Genomic DNA, 18,321 nt, shown 5'->3' on the forward strand with positions numbered 1-18,321 from the left:
CAACCGCGCGCATTCGGTCTTCGTAGCTGTACATGAACTATCTCCAAGATAGTCCAACTTTTCGTCCGCACCCCCACAGGGTCAGTTCTCAGTGACATTCAACACCCAGACAACCGCTTGATCATGACAGATACTTCCTTTCGGTGAAGCATGGGCGGGATCATTCATGTAAAGAAGACCGGCCGCGCTCGATCGTCAACGCGATCCGGTAGAGATCGAAACCCGTGTAGGGGGGGCTCTGGAATATCCTATCGCCCAAGACTGATTGCGCCTCCTGACCCGCATAAGTGTTGAGCATGTATGCATTGAGCGGCCAATCCGAAAAATGGGTGGCGTGGATTGACTGTAGGTAGGCGGCAAGCCGATGGTTATGGATCGCGTCCTTTGCGTGGCGATTTACCACTCCGTCGAGATTTACGACACGGATCCCTGCGTGAGCATAAGGAGGGGAGCTTGCCCACCAGGTGAGAGCACCAGATTGCATCGCCGCCAGAACGGCGCCGTCCGGAAGGCGTTGGAGAACATCGCGGGCCTGCCGCGTGTATCCGCGATCCGGACGAGGTGGCTCTCGGTCCATGAGTTCCAAGTATATCGATACGGATGGGCCAATCAAAAGCACGATGACTGCGATGGTGTTGACGATGCGGCACAAGGGGCAGGTTTCGACCCGTTCGGCACGGATAGCTAGAATGATCGATAGCAAGATTGCACAAAAGATGAAGACAGGGTTTAGATAACGGTCGAAAAACCAGAACGCGGGAAGGTAAAACGCGTAGAACGCTATGTAGGATATTGATGAAAGCAACAGCACCGCGCTAAGTGACATTCGGCGTATGCGCACGAATTGCGCCAGAGCTAGGATCAACGTGCCTGTGATTGCGAATATTCCGATTTGCGGCAGGCGTGGCACAAGAAATTCGCCCAGTGTGGGGATCAATGGAACGTTCATCTCTGGAAGAGTTCTAAGACCGCTCGTGATGTAGAAATTGACGATCTGCCGGACTGCCGCTCCGCTTTCCGGCACCGGAGAGCCGAAACGCATGCAATATAGCACCCAAGGTAATACGGTGATCGCTGCGACGAGCGCCACGATAGCGGTTCGTGCCGCCCCAAATTGTCGCAACCCCCAGAGCCCCGCTGGTAACAAAAGCAAGACGCTGTCAATACGTGCCAGAATAGAGAAGCCAGCAACAAGCCCGATTAGAACGATGTCGCGCATCTTTGAATCGCGATCCGCACCCTGTAGAAGCCACAAGACCCAAAGCAAAAGTGCAGCGGCGAGGGACGTCTCAAGCCCATTAAGCGCGTTCGCCGAAATCACTGGCGAAAGCGCGATAAGCGCCCCACTCAGAAAACCTGCCCAGACAACCTCTGTTTCACGCAGAACTAGCATTCCAGCGAGCGCCGCTGCGAGCGCGCCAAAGATGGCCGAGATCGCAACGGCTCCAAGCGTCAATGCCTCCGGCTGTGTAAGGATAGAAAAAAGTGGCAATTCGAACAAAGCGATTAGCGGTTGAAAGCCCGACGTGGAAATGATGCCGTCCATGGTCGCGCCATGGCCTTCGAAGATGTTTCTTGCAATGCTAAGTGTGTAATAAGTGTCGTCGGGCAAGAAACGCGCGTCCACTGCGGAAAAGCCACGGCTTAGAAAGAGCACACTTACGAGCAGCGAAAGGGTGCCACCGAAAGCCCCGACTTGTCGTTGTTTAGAAGATTTCATTTTTCTGGAGCACCCCAATTCTTAAATGCGTTAACTCTATGTTTTTTGATTATGGGTTTTCGATGGCACGCTGATGGCAAAAGTGTCAATCGGCACCGAACTTTGGTTCTATGAAGTGGTCCCATAAAAACGGTCAATCAGCTAAGGTACATCTGGCTTCGTTGATGCCGTCGGTCGGGAGAGTATTCGGATTTCTGTGAATGACGCATCCTGCGCTGCTCCCCGGCCTTAGACCACCGCCAACTGGATTTTTCCGACTCTTTCACGATGACGGGCTGGTGGCGCCATCTGGAGGGACGTCAACACCACTAACAAAGCCCTGTAAGTTCCCAGAATAGGCGGCGCCAGCAAGCCGTGGGATCAAGTCCTAACGGTCATTCAACTCGTAAAGCGCAAAGCGCGCCTGTTTGGCTACAAAATGATAGTGTTGTGCTAAGAACGCTGTCAGCGCGGGATATTCTGCCAGCATCTCATCCGAGCTCTTTGGGTTATAAGTGACCCATGGCGTAGCATCTTTCGATTGGACTACGAATTGTTTGGGCGGGTTTGCATGCAGTCGATCAAGCAGATCTTGCGTATAGCGACCATCATAATAGTTCACCATGAACGGCCAAGAATATGGATAGCGATAATGCGGCGGAACATCGGTCAAGAAATAAAGCATCGTGCTGTATCCCCATAGAAACAGGCTATCTCCAGGCTTGCGATGCGCCCTGACGACATCTGCAAACGCGACTATCGCCGCGATATCGAAATCCGAAGTCGGTTCAATAGCCGCAATAAAGGCCTTGGTTGGATTTGGTTGACCAAGTGCGGTCAGCCCAATCCTGTTGAGCATCGAGGCTTGGCTTGGCAAATAAAGCCCAATTAGCACCAACATGGCGAAGGCGCCTCTATGCCTAGGTTTGCGCAACAAGCCGGCAATTGACTCTACGGCAGCCCCGATAAAGAGCGCGTAGGCCGGTAGCATGGGCAGGTAGTGATAAGCGAATCCCTTGCCCTGCACGTGGCCCGACACCCAACCCGCAATGACCCATAGCAATCCCACTACTAAAGTCAGCGACTCCCGAGCGGTAATCCACTCAACGGCGACAGCGATCAAACCTACGGCTACGACGGCAATCAGGTAAGGCGACATCATGCCAATCAGCGAAAACTCATCCGCCAGACCTGGTTTGCTTTTCGACACGTAGCCTACGTAGCCGGTAATGAACGACTGTATGTCGAGGAACGGAACAAGGGCGCCGAAAGCCGCTAGGACAGCGACGATGAGAGCCAGAACCGCGAGCCCTCCCAGCACGCAGGCCAGCAGGTCTCGAAACAGAAATCGCGTGTGTGTTTGTCCGATTGCCCCTGCAATCAGAGGCGCGAATATCAAAACTCCAGCGCCGCCGATGGTGTATTTCAGCCCGAAGGCCAGCCCCAGTGTGGCTCCGGACCCGATCATAAGCCACAGACGCGCGCGGCCTTTGGGGCGTCGCCACCCTAGCAGCATTATCCACAGGGCAGCCACTACGAGAAACCCGGCCCAGCCATCGGTCTGGGCATGTTCCCAAAACCCGTAGCTGTAATAGATCAGCGCAAACCCCACGGGGGCTGCGAACCCAAACACAAGTCCGCGCCGCAACAGCCGCCCGATCTCGACTAGGCCAAGCGCTGTCAGCGTCGCGAAAATCAGGTCGAGTTCGCGGATCGCCATCATCGAATGGCCAAACAGCGTCTGAGAGAGCCAATGCACCGCCGTCGTCAATGGCGGCTTGATGTTGAACACATCGCGATAGGTGACCAAGCCATTGTCGAGCGCATAAGCGATTGTTGCGTGAATCCCCTGATCGCGGCCGAATGGCTCCAGCAAGGAGTAAGCGCCGATAGTCGGGACGATGAGCAGGGCGAAAAAGCGCACCATCCACCAGTTTTTTTGAGGTCCTGTATCTTCACTCGGGGTCATTTTCGCCTTGGTTCCGTCCTAATTCTGACTGGTTTGGGAAGGAGATTACGCAGTGAGGTAGAAACAGACCAGCTTGAACTGGAACGGTGAGCAAATGAAATTTGACCTGCGACTTGTAGCTGATGAGGGCCAAGAACCAACGGCGTCGACCGCAACAAGCGTCTCGATCGTGGTACCTTTCCTAGATGAATGTGCCACGCTTGAGACGCTATACTCATGTGTGCGCGACGTTATGGATGGGACCGGGCGCGCTTGGGAAATGATCTTTGTCGACGATGGCAGTCGCGATGGGGGCGATGTGATCGCCAGCGAAATGGCGCGCGCCAATCGCAACGTTACGCTGATCCGCTTTACCCGCAACTTTGGCAAGGCCGCGGCGCTGTCAGCGGGGATCGCGCAGGCCCGCGGCGATATCGTCGTGACGATGGATGCCGATCTGCAAGACGATCCGACCGAAATCCCGCGTTTTCTCGAAAAGCTATCGGAAGGGCACGACGTAGTTTCAGGCTGGAAACAGACGCGCTATGATCCTATTGGCAAGACGCTGCCCTCGCGCATCTTCAACCGGATGACGGCGAAGATGTTCGATATTGACCTGCATGATATCAACTGCGGCTTCAAAGCCTACACCCGCCGCGCCGCCAAACGGCTGAACCTTTATGGAGAGCTGCACCGGTTCACGCCGGCATTGTTGCATGCCGTGGGCTATCGCTGCACCGAGATCGCTGTACAGCATCACGCCCGCGAACATGGTCGGTCAAAATACGGCACTATGCGTATGGTCAAGGGGTTGCTCGATCTGAGCACTGTAAAATTGCTGACCCGATACCAGTCGCGACCGCTGCATTTCTTCGCGATGATCGGCCTGCCGCTGTTTTTGCTGGGCACCAGCTTTATCGCGTATCTGTCGGTGCTGTGGTTGTTGGGCATGGGGCCGATCGGCACGCGGCCCTTGCTGTTCATCGGCATCTTGCTGACCGTGACGGGCACGCAGATTCTGGGCGTTGGTCTGGTGGCCGAACTGCTGCAAGCCTCTGGTCTCAAAGAGCGCGATAAATACGTCATTGACGAAACCGTGTCGCAAAACCAGCCGCTTCCTTCGGAGGGTTCGCTGTGAAACAAGCCATTCGCTATGCATACGTTTCCTCCCTACGCGGTGCGCGCCGCGTGTTTAGCGCTATTGGTTTTCTCGACTGGCTCGAACGCCGCGAGGGGCGGGGCGCGCGTTGGTTCCGCTCGCTCTTCGCGATTTATGACATCGACGATCTGGTGCGTCTTGACATGCCGTGGTGGACCTTTGATGCCATTGACGCGGTCGATCTGTATCTGGCAGCAAAGCCCGGCGCACGTGTATTCGAATGGGGATCGGGCGCAAGCACCGTGTGGCTGGCCAAGCGCGCGGGCGAGGTGATCTCGATCGAGCATGACAGCAATTGGGCCGATGTAGTGGCCCCCCGGATCGCAGGGTTCGATCATGTGACGCTGACCCGTGTGGGCGCCGAAGCTAAAGGGCGTATCAGCTCTGGCAAGTTCGGCTTTGAGGGACAGTTTTTCGACGACTATGTCGCCGCGATCCGCGCTGTGCCGGGGCAGTTCGACCTGATCGTGATCGACGGACGCGCTCGCGAAGCCTGCCTTGATGAGGCGCTGGCGCGTCTGACTCCGGGCGGACGGATATTGTTTGATGATTTCAAGCGCGCGCGGTATCGTGCTGCGGTCTCGGGCCGTGGCTTGAGTATTCAAACGCTGGATGGCCTTGCGGCCTGCTTGCCGCTGCCCGACAGCACCGCGCTAGTGTCTTACCCCGTCTGATCGGCGTGCGCGGCGCGGCGTGCGCGTTTACGGATCAGGTAGATATTATATAGCATCAGCAACAGCGTTGCGGCCATCACGAGGGTGATCGAGAGCGATTTCGTTCTGATCCCCTCGACGGTCAGCAATGCGGATGCGGTGGCCCGCATCGCAAAAAAACTTTGCGTGACCACCGGGGTTCTTGCCTGACGCGACTGCCAAGCCTGCCACATCCATGATCCGAAAAAGATGACCCCGCCAATCAAACCCACGGCCTCCTTGGCAATATGATCTTGCAGAATGTGCAGAAATTCGTTCATGCGCCCCGCGCTCCTTTTCGTCAGCCACTTTTTGCGGTGGCCCTGTGAAGGTGGACTTTGGTATAAGCAAGCATGCGGATCAATGATAAATCCGAGCGTGTATTTGTTATAAGATCAGTCTATGAATCCTCGCGGCAATCAGATGCCTAAATATCCCAAACCGTATCGGTTGGGATGAATATACAGAGTGTGAACCGGCATGTAATTTTGCCTCGGTAATGGGGTAATTGATGTCCAAAATGCCCATCTTGGTAGTGTCCCAAGACGTGGTGTAACTTGTTCTCCGGCTGTGAGTTGAGCCGGTTTACAGGGCGGCGATCTTTGCCGGGTCCATGGTGATATCTTCGCAGATGGCGGCAACAGTTTCCAGCGTCATGTAGCGCCGTGAGACCGCCCATTCGTCGTTCTGTTCCAGCATCAACGCTCCTACGAGACGTCTGATGGCTTGCTCGTTAGGGAAAATACCGACGACATTGGTCCGGCGCTTGATCTCCTTGTTCAGTCTTTCCAAGGGATTGGTAGAGTGTATTTGGCGCCAGTGTGCTTTTGGGAACGTCTTGTAGGACAGCACATCGTCTTCGGCGCGTAGCATGAGTTCGGCGAGCTTGGTGTGACGCGGCTGGAAGGCCTCAATGAGCTTCGCCCAGTGATCATTGGATTCTGCCAGCGTGTCCTGGTCGAAGGCGGTTCTGAGTGCTGCTGTGACAATTGGGCGGTCCTTTTTACCGACGCAGGCCAAGGCATTGCGCATAAAGTGAACCCTGCAACGCTGGATCGTAGCCCCCAGCACTTTAGCGGCCGCGGCCTTCAGCCCTTTATGTTCATCCGCGATGATCAGCTTGACCCCACGCAGGCCCCGGTCGGCCAGAGCGCGCAGGAATTCGTCCCAGAACACCTCGGCTTCGCTGGGCTGGATGGCGATGCCCAGAACCTCGCGCCGTCCGTCAGTATTAACCGCAACCGCCACTATGGCCGCGACGCTGACGATCCGCCCCGAGCGGCGGACCTTGATGTAGGTGGCGTCCAGCCAGACGTAGGGCCACTCGCCCTCCAGCGGTCGACACGTCAACGCAATGACACGTAGTCAATCGTAACATGGGTCAGGCCATCAAGCCGCAATACCATACTCACAGTCGTGACAGTTTCCGCGACGGCTCATCGAATGCTCCAGATTGTGGCCTCGCAGGAACGCGGCCCAGTCCATGCTGGTGAATTGGCTGCCCTGGTCCGAATGGATCAGAACCTTTCCCTTCGGCTTGCGGCGCCAGATGGCCATGTGCAGAGCCTGCAACACAACGTCCGTAGTCTGCCGGCTCTGCATCGACCAACCAACCACGCGGCGCGAGAAGAGATCGATGACGACCGCCAAGTAGGCAAAGCCCTCCTGCGTGCGGATGTAGGTAATGTCGGTGACCCAGACCTTGTCCGGCGCCCCCACGTCGAACTGCCGGTCGAGAGTGTTGTCGACGACGACCGACGGCCTGCCGCCATACCCACCGGGGCGGCGCTTGTAGCCGATCTGAGCCTTGATCCCAGCCAGCTTCGTCAGACGGGCAACACGGTTCACGCAGATGCTTTCGCCCTGTTCGATCAGGTCGTCGTGCAGCTTGCGGTGACCATAGACCTTGCCGCTCTCGACCCACGCCTCCTTCAGCATCCTGGTCTGCCGCAGATCCTCTTGGGCCCGCTTGCTCAGCGGGGTCTTCAGCCAGCATCCTTCTCCGTCTCGCCGGACGACGCCTTGGCGAACTTGCGCTTCCATGCATAGAGAGAGTGCGCGCTCACCCCGAGCCGCTGCGAAACCTCCGAAACCGGGTAGCCACGTTCGGTGATCTGCGCGACCGCGTCTCGCTTGAACTCGTCGCTGAAATTGCCTTTGCCCATCTCGGCCTCCTTGCCTCAAAATTAGGGAAGAAGGCGTCTACGAATCTAGGGGATATTCAGCCTAACCGTCTGCACTCACGCCGAAATATGCCTTGCGCACCGCATCGGAACCTTCCAGTTCCGCGCGCGTGCCAGACACCGCCATGCGGCCGTGATCCATCAGATAACCCCGGTCGGCAAGCGCCAGAAAGGCGATATTCTGCTCGGCGATCAGCAGCGACGTTCCGGTCCCGATTACCTCTTTCAGCGTCTCGATCACCTGACTGACAAAGACCGGCGCCAGACCCGACGACGGCTCGTCCAGCAAGATCAGGTCCGCCCCCGACATCAGCGTCTTGGCAAGGCCCAGCATCTTGCGCTGCCCGCCCGACAGAGACGCCGCCGCAGCGCGCCGCTTTTTCGTGAGATCAGGAAACATTTGATACATCTGATCCGCCCGCTGGCGCGCCTGCGACCCCGACAGCGTATAGGCACCAAGGCGTAGGTTTTCAGCAATCGACAGGGTCGGGAAAACCCCCAGTTCTGACATGTAGGCCATCCCGCGCCGGATCCGCGCTTCGGGTTTTAGCGCACTGATATCCTCGCCGTTCAGGCGGATCGCGCCGCCACGGCAAGGCTGTAACCCAACCAAGGAGCGCAGCAGCGTTGTCTTGCCAGCGCCATTCACGCCCATCAACAGCACGGTCTCGCCCTTGGCGACCGTCATGTCGGCGCCCCAAAGAACCTGCACATCACCATAGCCCGCCTCGACCTTGTCGACTTCCAACAACGCACTCATACCGCACCTCCAAAAAACGCGGTGACCACGGCTGCATCCCGAGAGGCGGCCTCTAGGCTACCCTCAAAAATGATTTTGCCCGCAGATAAAACGATCACCCGATCGGTCAGCGCGTTGAGAAACTCCATTAGATGCTCCACCACAATTAGCGACACGCCGCGCGCAGCGATCCCCTTGAGAAGGGTCGCGATCCCGGACAGTTCGGCCGGGTTCAAACCCGCGCCAATTTCATCGACCAGCAGCAGTTTTGGTCGTGTCGCAAGGGCGCGCCCGAGGTCCAGCATCTTTTGCTGGTTTGCCGTCAACGCCCCGGCGGATTTGTCGGCCAGATGCTCCAGCCCGATCTCGGCCAAGATCGCGGGTGTATCGGCGTCATGGCCGCTGAAATGCGCGGCGACCTCGATATTTTCGCGCACGGTCATCGAGACAAAGCATTTGGGAACCTGAAACGACCGGTTAATCCCGGCCTTCACCCGGGTATGGCTTGGCAGGGTCTGAACTTCTGAGCCGTTGAAACGGATCGTGCCCGCTTCGGGACGCAACACGCCCGAGATCAGGTTGATGACCGAGGTTTTGCCTGATCCGTTTGGTCCGACAAGCCCAATGATTTCACCCTCTTTCAGCTCGAAGTTTACACCGTTGAGAACCGTTAATCCGGAAAAGGACTTCTCGATGCCAGATAGTTTCAGAAGCGGTTCAGAAGACATTGATGCCCCTCCGGGTCAGCAGGGACACGATCCCCTCAGGCAAGAACATCACCAACCCGACAATCAGCACGCCGTAGATCAGCTGGAAATATTGCGGTGCTGAAATGCCGATCGCATTGTAAAGCGCATAAAGCAGCCCCGCGCCGACGATCGGCCCGAGCACAGTACCGACCCCGCCAAAAAGCGCGAACACGATTGCGAAGACCGAGATCTGCAAGCTGAAGACCGCATCCGGGTAAAACACCGATAGGTTCCATGCATAAAGCGCACCGGCAAGACCCGCGACGGCGGCAGAGGTCAGCCACGCCATCAATCGCATCCGAACCACAGGGATCGCGCTCATCTCGGCGCTGACGGGGTCGTCGGCCATCGCACGCAACCCCTGACCAAAGCGCGAGTAGCGAAAGTAGGCCGCAACCAAAGTGGTCAGCGCAACTAGCACGACCATCGCAGCATAGCTGGCGGTCGGGGCAAAGATCCGGTCCAGCTTGACGCCATAGGGGCCCCCTGTGATGTCCGCCAAATGTGGGTTCGAGACGACAAAGAACAGGATCTGCGAGGCGGCGAGGTTGGCAATCGAGAAATACGCCCCCGACAGCCGTAGCAGCGGCCCCAATATGAGCGCGACCGCCATCGATGCCAGAGGCCCCGCCAGCACCGCCGCCCAAACCGGCGCGTGCAGCTTCATCACCATCAGCGCCGCAGCATAAGCCCCGGTGCCGAAAAATCCGACATAACCGAAGGGCAGATAGCCGGTGAAGCCGTAAAGCAGGTTCAGCCCTTGGGCGAGGACGATGAAGGTCATCATCATGAACAGCAGTGAGGTATTGCCATATCCCATCGGCGCGACGGCGAAGACCAAAGCCAGAACTGCGGCGGTCAATATCCCCGGCCAGACGCGAGACCAATTCGACTTAAGCATGACGCACCGACTTTCCAAAAAGCCCCTGCGGACGGATCAGCACGATCGCGACCAGCAGGACGTAGGGAACAAGGTTCGACCATGAGGCGTAGAAGGTTTGCATCAGCATCGAACTGACACCAAACACCAGCCCGCCAAACAGCGTTCCGATCGGATTGCCAAGCGATCCGATTATAAGGATGGCAAACGACGTGGTAGTCAGGTCGTTGCCAATCCCCGGCGCGACAGAGCCTTGCAGATAAGGCACGAAGACCCCCGCAGCGCCCGCCAGCGCAAGGCCGATGACAAATGCGATGGCGGAAACGCGATCAACACTGATCCCTGTCGCCAAGGCCTCGTCGCGGTTGGCCATGATCGCGCGGGTGGCAAACCCCAGCCGGGTCCGGGTGAGGTATAGCCAAAGCCCAACGATCGCAGCGACCGAAACACCCGCCGCCCACCACCAGCTGTCGGGAAAGGCCTGCCCGAACAGCGACGGGCTGCCCGCGCCCAGTGCATCTGAAGGCAGCGTTCTTTGATCAGGACCAAATCCCAGCGTTACAAGCGCCTCAATGACTTGCGCAAGCCCGAAGAACAGTATGAAGGATAGCATCTCGGGGTCGCGCGACCGCTGTAGCCGGGGCACGATGGCATAATACATTGGAAAGCCGATTACGATCGCCCCGAGCGCCGCAAGCGGAACACCCCAAAGCGGGTTCAGCCCGAACGCCGAGGTCAGCCAGTAGGCTCCAAAGCCACCCAGCACGACGAACTCGCCATGCGCCAGATTGATGATCCGCATCACCCCGAAAATCAGATTTAGCCCCACCGCCACCAATCCAAAGAAGATGCCGTAAAGCACTCCTCCGACGATCGCGTATTCTAATAGTGCCGTCATGCGCCCCCTCCGTCCGAAAGGGCGGCCCTAAGACCAGAACCGCCCTGCTTATTGCCCGTCACAAATCCCGGACTTAGCCCTGCGGGGCCGGATAGATTGCTTTGCCAGTCGCCATCGTGTCGGGATAGACGACGACGGTTTTCAGGCTGCCATCCTTCTGGGGCTGGAACTGCGCGACCGGCAACCTCTCACCCATCTGCGCGCCGGTTTGGCTTAGGGCGAAAGGGCCAACTAATGTCGAGGTGTTGCCCGACAGCCCCTCAAGCGCGCTGCGGATCGTAAGCTGCTTCATATCGGATGCGGTGCTCAAAGCCTTGGCTAACAAGATCCCGGTGCTGTAGCCCGCCGTGTTGACAAAGTTGGGCGCGGATTTATGACCGTCGGCTTCCCAGGCATTGATGAACTGATCAGTGTTCAGACCAAGGCTGACCTTGTCATATTTGACAATTGGCGGCGCAGGATAGGAATAGGTGTAGGCCAGCGCATCCTTGCCTGCGTTCTTTTCCATCAGCGCCTTGAACTGGCCGGGGAAAATCGTGAAGACCATCGGGAAATGCAGCCCGCTCGATTTGAGCGACTTCAGGAAGGCCACGTCGTTGGACATGTAGCCTAACTCGACCATCGCCTGCGGCTTGCTTGCGGCAGCGGCGTGCAACAGGACGGTGTAGTTCGTCTCGTTGGTTGGCACTGCATGGTCATAAACCGGAGTGATGCCCGCCTTCTTCAACTCGCTTTTCAGCGTATCGGCCTGTGAGCTGTCAAAATCATTCGAGCCGTAGACAATCGCGACTTTTTTCACGCCTTGCTTGATCAGGTATTTGGCAAGCGGAATCGGCCACACCCCTGATGACGGGATCGACAGATCGACAAGATACTTGTTGTCGCTACTGAAAAAGCCTGCCGACGATCCGGTCACGTCGACCAAAAGCTGATTGTGCTCTTTGGTGAGCGGAACCGCGACCGAAGTTAGCACCGAGCCGAAATCAGCGACCAGCAGGTCGACATGATCTTGCGTGATCAGCTGATTATAAAGCGTCGTTGCGGTCGAGGTTGAGCTTTGGTCATCATAGGCGACAATCTTGACCGGGATTTTCTTGTTATAGGTCTTAACAAAGACGCCGCCGTCCTTGTTCACCTTCTTAGCCCAGAACTTCAAGCCGTCATATTGCGCCTGCGACGAGACGGCAAACTCGCCCGATCCTGCATAAAGCGTTCCAATCTTGATGACGCTGGGGGCGGTTTGCGCGCTTGCGCCGGTGGCTCCGATCGCGGCGGCAAGTGCGAAAGCGGCGCTGGCTGCGATCAGCCTCGAACCTTTGAATGTCATAATTTTCCTCCCTGATGCCCCACAGTGCGGGGCTGTTGCGGTGCTCCTCTGTGAGGCAGCTAAGCCACGTCCAAGGCCATTTCGAGCATTCGGCCATTCAATCCACGTCACGACTTGGCGATACTTTGAGAGCGCCGCATATCACCAATATTCGGGTAGGATGCCCAAACCGAGAAAAACCAAGGCCCGCGCACGTCACGCTGCGGTGAGAGTGTCACGCGCAATCAGGTAGGGGGCAGTGAAACGCTTTTCGCGCAGGGCGTTCAAGGTGAGAGCGTCGGTGAAGGTGACAGTGATGACCGTGGCGATCTACGCAAAAGTTGGAAGCCGCGCGCCGATGAAATCGGGCAGAGGCGCGGTCGCGGTTGGGGATTTAAGGTGGCGCGCGACGGTGAGTGACGGCAATTGTGATCGTGCCGAATGTGGCGAAAGCCTCTGATAAGTTAACAAATCAATTTTGGGCGTTGTCGAATGTCAAGCCTCTGGTGCGGGTGAGGATAGCTTCGCGCACAGTGTCGTGGATTGAAGCAGGGAAGTTCGGCGGCAATGCAGCAGCGACGGCTTCGATGGCATCTTCCGCCCGCGCGGCGACATCCTTGATCAGATTGGTCGCACGGGTTTTCGAAAGCCCGGCTCGCATCCCCGACTGAACAAAATGCCGGCCGTGAACTTGATCAATTCGGTAGTGCCGCCGGTCACCGGCTGACATGGCGAGCTTCATCTGTTTTCGCTCGATCTGACGCGCGATAAGGCTCGGCTGAGCTGAGAGAATGTCATAGAGCGGCGTCAGGCGGTATGAACCGCCGGGACTGATAAACACGCTGAAATTCTTGGCGTGACCGTCTGTCGCGCCCATCAGCCAGAAGATGATCTGAGCCTTGAAGAACACGTCCTGATCTTCTGTCGGCGTGTCGCTGCCGGTCAAAAAGCCAAGGATATCGACAACGCCAGGACCACCATCGCTCTGATATTTGAGTGTCGGCGGGACCGAGAGGGCTTGGCAGCAATCCTCTTGCGGCAATCTGATCAACCGACCGTCCTTCGTCCAACGGCGGTCGAAGCGTTCAATGACGAGCGCTTTGGTTTCGCCGAAGGTTTGGATACGAGCATCATTGACCGGTAGGCCAAAAGCTTCAGCCAGTTTCAGGCAATAGAATTCATTCTCGACACTGTCCGAGAGGTCGATGCCGTCCGGCAATTTGCCGAGTTGCTTTTTGAACAGATGCGTCGTTGGCGTCGTGCCATGTGGTTTAAGCCAGTTTCCGTCATGCCAAAGCAGCGCCGTCTTTTCCTGTGCGCCGGCCACTGAAATCCTGAAATCGTCGTCTCGGGTCAGGCCAAGCGGAGCTTGGCTCAATCCTTTCAGAATTTTCTCGATGGCGACTTCATCGACAATCTCTCCTTCGATCGTGCCTGTGCTGTCGATATCTTCATCGTCACCAGCCATGAATTGCAGCGCGCCGACACAATCTCTCCCGATGATGGATAGCAGGCTGTAGGCATCAATGCCGCGTGCGCCGACTTTCTCGGCGACGCGGCGCCTGAGTGCGTCGGAGTCTGGCAGCAGGTTTTCAAAAACCGCGACCACAGGTTCACCGCGATAGGGTGTCTCGCGCAAGGGAAGGGAGAGAGAGACCGGTAGCGCATTGCTCCAGTCTAGCCAGTTTTGATGATAGGCGAAGCTGATCGCGCCGCTAGTTTCACGGCTTAGCGTTCCGACACGCCGGTTGTTGAGATAGACACGCAGCGGCACATAGCTTGGACGCCGTCCCATCAGAACAACTCTTCTATGTCAGATGCCGTTCCCTTAGAACGTGACCTGACTGTGAATTCGAGATCGAGGGCGGCCAGAACGGCAAGGATGGAATCCATCTTCGCGGGCGTATTTCCGGTTTCGATTAAGGAAATAGTGCCTTGGCGCAGTCCGGCGCGTTCGGCCAAATCCATCTGCGTCAAGCCGCGCTTTTTTCGCGCGCGCTGGATGATGGTTCCGATTTGTTTTGTTGTGCGTGCAAGGTCATTCATATTGTCAATATACGCCATGACGTATAAGTCGTCAACATGCGCTGCAGCGTATGTATACTATCTATACGCTAGGACGCATATAGTTAATATATGCGTTCTGGCGTATAAGTGACATCTGTGACCCCTAGCAGGGTGCTGAAATAGTCCTACCTCGACAGCAATTTGAGAACATGTTTCACTCTCTGCACAGCAATGGCGGGGGTGAGTGACAACATCAGGGACTTTCCGGCGAAAAGTGGCTCTGCTTTTCTACCTTCGCGAGCGCTAATTTCAACATTGCGGTAGCGAGAGTTACGATGCCACTGAGCGATGCGCACCGTGATGGTCCGGTAGGTCACATCCTTTCCGGGCATAGATCGCAAAATTCCCCACTTTTCCCTTAAGCGAGTACTTGTGCCAAGCCTCAGCGAACTCTTGATCTTTGCTGAAATAGGCGAGGTAATCGAACGGGGCACCGTTAAAATACTGCTTGTGCGGGCTTTCGTCGACGATCACCACCTGCGGCGAAGTGCGGAAAAAATCCGCGAGCACCCGCGAACGAGCTTCCTTCAGGGTGGCGAGGTAAATTGCCTGCTCCGCCGGATCCTTGATGAGGCTTAGCCGGTAATTTGCTCCGGGAAAAAGCCATAGCGTGGGAGCGCGGTTGGCCGGGGTGGCATTGGCATAGTTCGCCAACGGAAAGCCCGTAGATACGGTTGAGCTGAAAATCTGAAAACTCCGCTCACCTGGTGCGCAGGTGAAATAGGGCTCGACGGCTTCAGCGAAGGGGCTTTGATACGGCCCGTGGCGCAATGCCGGAACCAAAAGAAGCATGACAGACACGGCCGCCATTGCGGTTGGCCACCACTGTTTTCGCGTCTGTGATAGCGTCACCGCAGTCCAGATCACGGCCACCACCACGTAAAGATTGGCGGGGATATGCTGATAGCTCCAGCCTTTCGATTGGATCAGGAAGACTGCGATGGCCGCCGATCCGGTCAACACCGCCACTACGTTCGACCGAGGCCGCGCTCTATTCACCACAAGAAGCGCCAGCGCAATAAGGAGCACGAGGATTAGGAATCGTGCGCGGACAAGAGTGACAAGAAATGATACATCAAAAGCACCGTAGACTTGCATTGCAAGCGGCACGACGCTGGCGAAATAAGCCGGATGCAAGATCACCGTGGCTGCTACGTAGAGTACCAGCATGGCTGCCATCACGAGATATTCCACCTTGAACGCAGGCCGCAGACTGCGTCTTGCAATTACTTGATAGGCGAGGATCGCTAGTGGCAGGAGCAAGAAATAGTGTTTAAGCGCGATGCCGAAGGTTGCCCACATCGCGACCCCTGCGCGTACGGGCCTAGGTGCATCTTTGGAGAGCAGGTTCATCACGAGGAACGGCAAGAACAGGATCGAGAACAGGTGATCACGCTGCCCGAAATCCCCGATCGGCAGGAGTAAAAGTCCTACCGCCGCCACCGCAAGAACCGCGCGCCGTGCAGAGGTGGAAAGCGACGCCTCAGAGGTCAGTAGCCTTTGCGAGATAATCAACGAGCCCGCCGTGAGCACCAGTACGAAGCCCTTGTAGGTCGCCGTCGGATCAAGCCCCGTCACCCGCGCGGCCCAAACCGGTATCGCGGTAAGATAGAAGGCCAGCGGCGGATTCAGCTCAAGGATTTCAGAATAGATCCGCACCCCGTCGAGCCACCAGCCAGTTGAGATCAAGTACCAACTGATATCGTGGCTCAGAAACGTTCCCCATAAAAGGTAGACGGCGATGGCCATGATGATGGCGGGGGCGGTGAGATCTCGGGTCATGTGCGGAAGACAAAGAATTTCATCATTAGGAAGGAACAGATCGGCACCAGCATGAGCACGGTTACGAAGGATATCATCGGTGCAAAACCGGCCAGCAGGACCGGGATAAGCGCGGCGAGGGATAGACCGATCCCCGTTGCGACGACGAACCGGGGCATCTCGTCTGGCGAATGGGCGGGTTGTGCGAAGGTCAGGAACTTGTGCCCAAGATAGGCAACGGTGGCGGCAATTACATAGGCCAGCACCGAGGCGGCGAGCGCGGCGAAGCCGAAAACCCGACTGAATGCCGCTGCTAGCAGGAAGTAAAAAGCGGAATTCGCCACCCCTACGCCCGCGAACCGCCCCAGTTGGCCGATGACACGCCTTTCGATCATTGGACCCGTCCGATGGCTGCGTATTGTGCGCCGAGTGGCAACCAATGCAGCCGCCGCTCCAACGCCCGAAACTTCGGGCGGTTGGACGGGAAGAAAACGAAGTTTCGTGTCGCCACCTCAGCCAGCCCTGCGCGGCGCATATACCCGCGCATCTTACGGGTGCCCAGCAGCACAGCGTCCTCGTCGAACGGACAGCGCGCGACCGAAATCCGGGTGCCTGGGTTCACCGGGTTGTGCTCAATCAGGCAAACCATGCCGCCGGGCGACACTACACGTGTGAGTTCGGCCATGAACCCGGTCCATTGCTCCACTGGGACGTGATGCATTACGCAGATAGACAGGGTCATGTCGAAACTGTTGTCTGCAAACGGTAGCCGTTCGCCATCGTAACTATCGTAAAGGTTCCCCGGGTTTTCCAGTTTTGCACGCTCGATGCTTTCGCCCGAGACGTCCACACCGTGGATAGAGGAGAACATGCCTGACAAAAGCGGGTGCAGTGCCCCGATCCCACACCCCACGTCCAAGAGTTTCGGCATGGGGCGATCCGGCAACCGCAGCGCCAGAAGGTCGCGGATCATCAGTGCTTTTGATTTCTGGAAAAAATCGTGTGACAGGCCCGAGAAACTGATCGATTGTTCAACTGTGTCTACGTAAGTGTCACGATATGCGTCAAATTCCGGTTGCATTGTTTTATCCATGGGAGACCAACCTTGGCTGGGGTATCTGCGCCACTTCTGTAAGCCCGATGCTTTCGGAAATGAAATAGAGAGGACGTTCCTTGCTCTCGTTGTGAATGCGCCCGACATAGAGGCCGATCACGCCGCTGATAAGTAGGTTCATCCCCGACAGGAAGGACAGGATCACGATTGTCGAGGCCCAACCTGTTACCAGCCCGCCGGTGAAAAACGCCACGGCGAAGATATAGACACCATAGGCCATTGCGCCCAGCGACACGATCATGCCTAACCAGAGAGCGAGTCGAAGAGGGACATCCGAAAATCCGATGACTCCGTCCATCGCGAGGCGCAACATTTTTTTCAGCGGATACTTGGTTTCGCCGGCAAGTCGCTGTGGGCGGTCGAACTGCACGATAGTCTGGCGGAAGCCCACCCATGCAAACATGCCCCGCAGGTAACGATCGCGTTCGGGCATTGAACGGATCGCCTCGACCACTTTGGCGTCCACCAGGCGGAAATCCCCCACGTTGCGCGGGATGTCGACAGACGATAGCCGTGCTAGCACGCGGTAATAAAGGTTTGCGGACACCTTCTTGAACCGGGTTTCACCTTCGCGGGTGCGCCGCTGTGCATGGACAATTTCGTAGCCGTCTTTCCATTGCGCGACTAGTTCGTGGACCACTTCGGGAGGATCCTGAAGGTCGGCGTCCATGATGATGACCGCCTTGCCGCGCACCGTGTTCAGCCCCGCAGTTACCGCAATCTGGTGGCCGAAGTTGCGCGACAGACGGATGAGTTTTATGCGCGGATCACGCCGGGCCGCAGCTGCGATGATCGCGGCCCCGGTATCGCGGCTGCCGTCATCGACGAATATCACTTCGCAAGGCCCGTCCAGCTCCCTCATAAGATCCGTCATCCGTAAGAGAAGCGCATCGAGCACATCTTCTTCGTTCATGAAAGGGATTACGAAACTGTATGTGACATGCGTTTTCATAAATTCTACCGCTTCCAGATCGTGTAAAGAGAAAGGTTTGTTTCCTTAATTCCCTTTAGTTACACGCGAACGAGGCGAAAATATGACTATTTCTGATTGAGCAGCCCCACTTGAGTGGTCCATGTTAAAAGTTAGTGCATGATTGGCCGTTGGTCCATCGGGATGATTGCCTCT

General features: G+C 56.9%; 16 protein-coding genes and 2 pseudogenes. 2 read left to right on the plus strand and 16 right to left on the minus strand.

Features of this window, described 5'->3' with window-relative positions; all coding sequences use genetic code 11:
* Nucleotides 1-160: 160 nt before the first annotated feature.
* Nucleotides 161-1,720, minus strand: coding sequence for a hypothetical protein (locus ACN0SD_RS18945; protein WP_417809764.1), 1,560 nt, complete (start codon nucleotides 1,718-1,720; stop codon nucleotides 161-163).
* Nucleotides 1,721-2,087: 367 nt separating this feature from the next.
* Nucleotides 2,088-3,668, minus strand: a complete 1,581-nt coding sequence (locus ACN0SD_RS18950) for an ArnT family glycosyltransferase (RefSeq protein ID WP_417809765.1) — start codon at nucleotides 3,666-3,668, stop codon at nucleotides 2,088-2,090.
* A gap of 94 nt (nucleotides 3,669-3,762) precedes the next feature.
* Here ACN0SD_RS18950 and ACN0SD_RS18955 point away from each other — a divergent pair, with 94 nt between their 5' ends.
* Nucleotides 3,763-4,785, plus strand: coding sequence for a glycosyltransferase family 2 protein (locus ACN0SD_RS18955; protein WP_417809766.1), 1,023 nt, complete (start codon nucleotides 3,763-3,765; stop codon nucleotides 4,783-4,785).
* Nucleotides 4,782-5,480, plus strand: a complete 699-nt coding sequence (locus ACN0SD_RS18960) for a class I SAM-dependent methyltransferase (RefSeq protein ID WP_417809767.1) — start codon at nucleotides 4,782-4,784, stop codon at nucleotides 5,478-5,480. The genes ACN0SD_RS18955 and ACN0SD_RS18960 overlap by 4 nt, the downstream gene beginning before the upstream one ends.
* Here the strand turns inward: ACN0SD_RS18960 and ACN0SD_RS18965 are convergent.
* The 14 genes and pseudogenes from ACN0SD_RS18965 to ACN0SD_RS19030 all read right to left on the minus strand — a co-directional run bounded on the left by ACN0SD_RS18965 (nucleotide 5,468) and on the right by ACN0SD_RS19030 (nucleotide 18,147).
* Nucleotides 5,468-5,779 carry a hypothetical protein gene (locus tag ACN0SD_RS18965; RefSeq protein ID WP_417809768.1) on the minus strand — a complete coding sequence of 104 codons (312 nt, stop codon included), beginning with the start codon at nucleotides 5,777-5,779 and terminating at the stop codon, nucleotides 5,468-5,470. The genes ACN0SD_RS18960 and ACN0SD_RS18965 overlap by 13 nt on opposite strands.
* Nucleotides 5,780-6,083: 304 nt before the next feature.
* A pseudogene (locus ACN0SD_RS18970) lies at nucleotides 6,084-6,860 on the minus strand (IS256 family transposase); the annotation flags it as partial.
* Between the two features lie 51 nt (nucleotides 6,861-6,911).
* Nucleotides 6,912-7,663 (minus strand): annotated as a pseudogene (locus ACN0SD_RS18975) (IS3 family transposase); the annotation flags it as partial.
* A 61-nt stretch (nucleotides 7,664-7,724) separates the two neighbouring features.
* The gene (locus ACN0SD_RS18980; protein ID WP_417809769.1) at nucleotides 7,725-8,441 is read right to left on the minus strand and encodes an ABC transporter ATP-binding protein; all 717 of its coding nucleotides are present in this window, start codon (nucleotides 8,439-8,441) and stop codon (nucleotides 7,725-7,727) included.
* Nucleotides 8,438-9,148, minus strand: coding sequence for an ABC transporter ATP-binding protein (locus ACN0SD_RS18985; protein WP_417809770.1), 711 nt, complete (start codon nucleotides 9,146-9,148; stop codon nucleotides 8,438-8,440). Before ACN0SD_RS18985 ends, ACN0SD_RS18980 begins: the two co-directional genes overlap by 4 nt.
* On the minus strand, nucleotides 9,138-10,070 hold the full coding sequence (locus tag ACN0SD_RS18990) for a branched-chain amino acid ABC transporter permease (RefSeq protein ID WP_417809771.1): 933 nt from the start codon (nucleotides 10,068-10,070) through the stop codon (nucleotides 9,138-9,140). The genes ACN0SD_RS18985 and ACN0SD_RS18990 overlap by 11 nt, the downstream gene beginning before the upstream one ends.
* On the minus strand, nucleotides 10,063-10,947 hold the full coding sequence (locus ACN0SD_RS18995; protein ID WP_417809772.1) for a branched-chain amino acid ABC transporter permease: 885 nt from the start codon (nucleotides 10,945-10,947) through the stop codon (nucleotides 10,063-10,065). Before ACN0SD_RS18995 ends, ACN0SD_RS18990 begins: the two co-directional genes overlap by 8 nt.
* A 73-nt stretch (nucleotides 10,948-11,020) precedes the next feature.
* On the minus strand, nucleotides 11,021-12,274 hold the full coding sequence (locus tag ACN0SD_RS19000; RefSeq protein ID WP_417809773.1) for an ABC transporter substrate-binding protein: 1,254 nt from the start codon (nucleotides 12,272-12,274) through the stop codon (nucleotides 11,021-11,023).
* A gap of 451 nt (nucleotides 12,275-12,725) precedes the next feature.
* A complete protein-coding gene (locus ACN0SD_RS19005; protein ID WP_417809774.1) occupies nucleotides 12,726-14,048 on the minus strand; it encodes a type II toxin-antitoxin system HipA family toxin in 1,323 nt (440 codons plus the stop codon).
* Nucleotides 14,048-14,317 (minus strand): helix-turn-helix domain-containing protein, encoded by a 270-nt coding sequence (locus ACN0SD_RS19010; protein ID WP_417809775.1) that lies wholly within the window; start codon nucleotides 14,315-14,317, stop codon nucleotides 14,048-14,050. The genes ACN0SD_RS19005 and ACN0SD_RS19010 overlap by 1 nt, the downstream gene beginning before the upstream one ends.
* 273 nt (nucleotides 14,318-14,590) lie before the next feature.
* Nucleotides 14,591-16,102 carry a hypothetical protein gene (locus tag ACN0SD_RS19015; protein WP_417809776.1) on the minus strand — a complete coding sequence of 504 codons (1,512 nt, stop codon included), beginning with the start codon at nucleotides 16,100-16,102 and terminating at the stop codon, nucleotides 14,591-14,593.
* Complete coding sequence (locus ACN0SD_RS19020; protein ID WP_417809777.1) at nucleotides 16,099-16,476, minus strand: GtrA family protein; 378 nt, start codon at nucleotides 16,474-16,476, stop codon at nucleotides 16,099-16,101. The genes ACN0SD_RS19015 and ACN0SD_RS19020 overlap by 4 nt, the downstream gene beginning before the upstream one ends.
* Nucleotides 16,473-17,174 (minus strand): class I SAM-dependent methyltransferase, encoded by a 702-nt coding sequence (locus tag ACN0SD_RS19025; protein WP_417809778.1) that lies wholly within the window; start codon nucleotides 17,172-17,174, stop codon nucleotides 16,473-16,475. Before ACN0SD_RS19025 ends, ACN0SD_RS19020 begins: the two co-directional genes overlap by 4 nt.
* On the minus strand, nucleotides 17,167-18,147 hold the full coding sequence (locus tag ACN0SD_RS19030) for a glycosyltransferase family 2 protein (protein ID WP_417809779.1): 981 nt from the start codon (nucleotides 18,145-18,147) through the stop codon (nucleotides 17,167-17,169). Before ACN0SD_RS19030 ends, ACN0SD_RS19025 begins: the two co-directional genes overlap by 8 nt.
* Between the last annotated feature and the right edge of the window lie 174 nt (nucleotides 18,148-18,321).

Origin of the sequence: Thioclava sp. (genome assembly GCF_048263065.1) — a bacterium.
Taxonomy (GTDB): domain Bacteria; phylum Pseudomonadota; class Alphaproteobacteria; order Rhodobacterales; family Rhodobacteraceae; genus Thioclava.

Bases quoted from the DNA above. Each gene is read 5' to 3' on its own strand.
- ACN0SD_RS18945 (WP_417809764.1), bottom strand. From the start codon at position 1,720: ATGAAATCTTCTAAACAACGACAAGTCGGGGCTTTCGGTGGCACCCTT.
- ACN0SD_RS18950 (WP_417809765.1), bottom strand. From the start codon at position 3,668: ATGACCCCGAGTGAAGATACAGGACCTCAAAAAAACTGGTGGATGGTG.
- ACN0SD_RS18955 (WP_417809766.1), top strand. From the start codon at position 3,763: ATGAAATTTGACCTGCGACTTGTAGCTGATGAGGGCCAAGAACCAACG.
- ACN0SD_RS18965 (WP_417809768.1), bottom strand. From the start codon at position 5,779: ATGAACGAATTTCTGCACATTCTGCAAGATCATATTGCCAAGGAGGCC.
- ACN0SD_RS18980 (WP_417809769.1), bottom strand. From the start codon at position 8,441: ATGAGTGCGTTGTTGGAAGTCGACAAGGTCGAGGCGGGCTATGGTGAT.
- ACN0SD_RS18985 (WP_417809770.1), bottom strand. From the start codon at position 9,148: ATGTCTTCTGAACCGCTTCTGAAACTATCTGGCATCGAGAAGTCCTTT.
- ACN0SD_RS18990 (WP_417809771.1), bottom strand. From the start codon at position 10,070: ATGCTTAAGTCGAATTGGTCTCGCGTCTGGCCGGGGATATTGACCGCC.
- ACN0SD_RS18995 (WP_417809772.1), bottom strand. From the start codon at position 10,947: ATGACGGCACTATTAGAATACGCGATCGTCGGAGGAGTGCTTTACGGC.
- ACN0SD_RS19000 (WP_417809773.1), bottom strand. From the start codon at position 12,274: ATGACATTCAAAGGTTCGAGGCTGATCGCAGCCAGCGCCGCTTTCGCA.
- ACN0SD_RS19005 (WP_417809774.1), bottom strand. From the start codon at position 14,048: ATGGGACGGCGTCCAAGCTATGTGCCGCTGCGTGTCTATCTCAACAAC.
- ACN0SD_RS19010 (WP_417809775.1), bottom strand. From the start codon at position 14,317: ATGGCGTATATTGACAATATGAATGACCTTGCACGCACAACAAAACAA.
- ACN0SD_RS19015 (WP_417809776.1), bottom strand. From the start codon at position 16,102: ATGACCCGAGATCTCACCGCCCCCGCCATCATCATGGCCATCGCCGTC.
- ACN0SD_RS19020 (WP_417809777.1), bottom strand. From the start codon at position 16,476: ATGATCGAAAGGCGTGTCATCGGCCAACTGGGGCGGTTCGCGGGCGTA.
- ACN0SD_RS19025 (WP_417809778.1), bottom strand. From the start codon at position 17,174: ATGGATAAAACAATGCAACCGGAATTTGACGCATATCGTGACACTTAC.
- ACN0SD_RS19030 (WP_417809779.1), bottom strand. From the start codon at position 18,147: ATGAAAACGCATGTCACATACAGTTTCGTAATCCCTTTCATGAACGAA.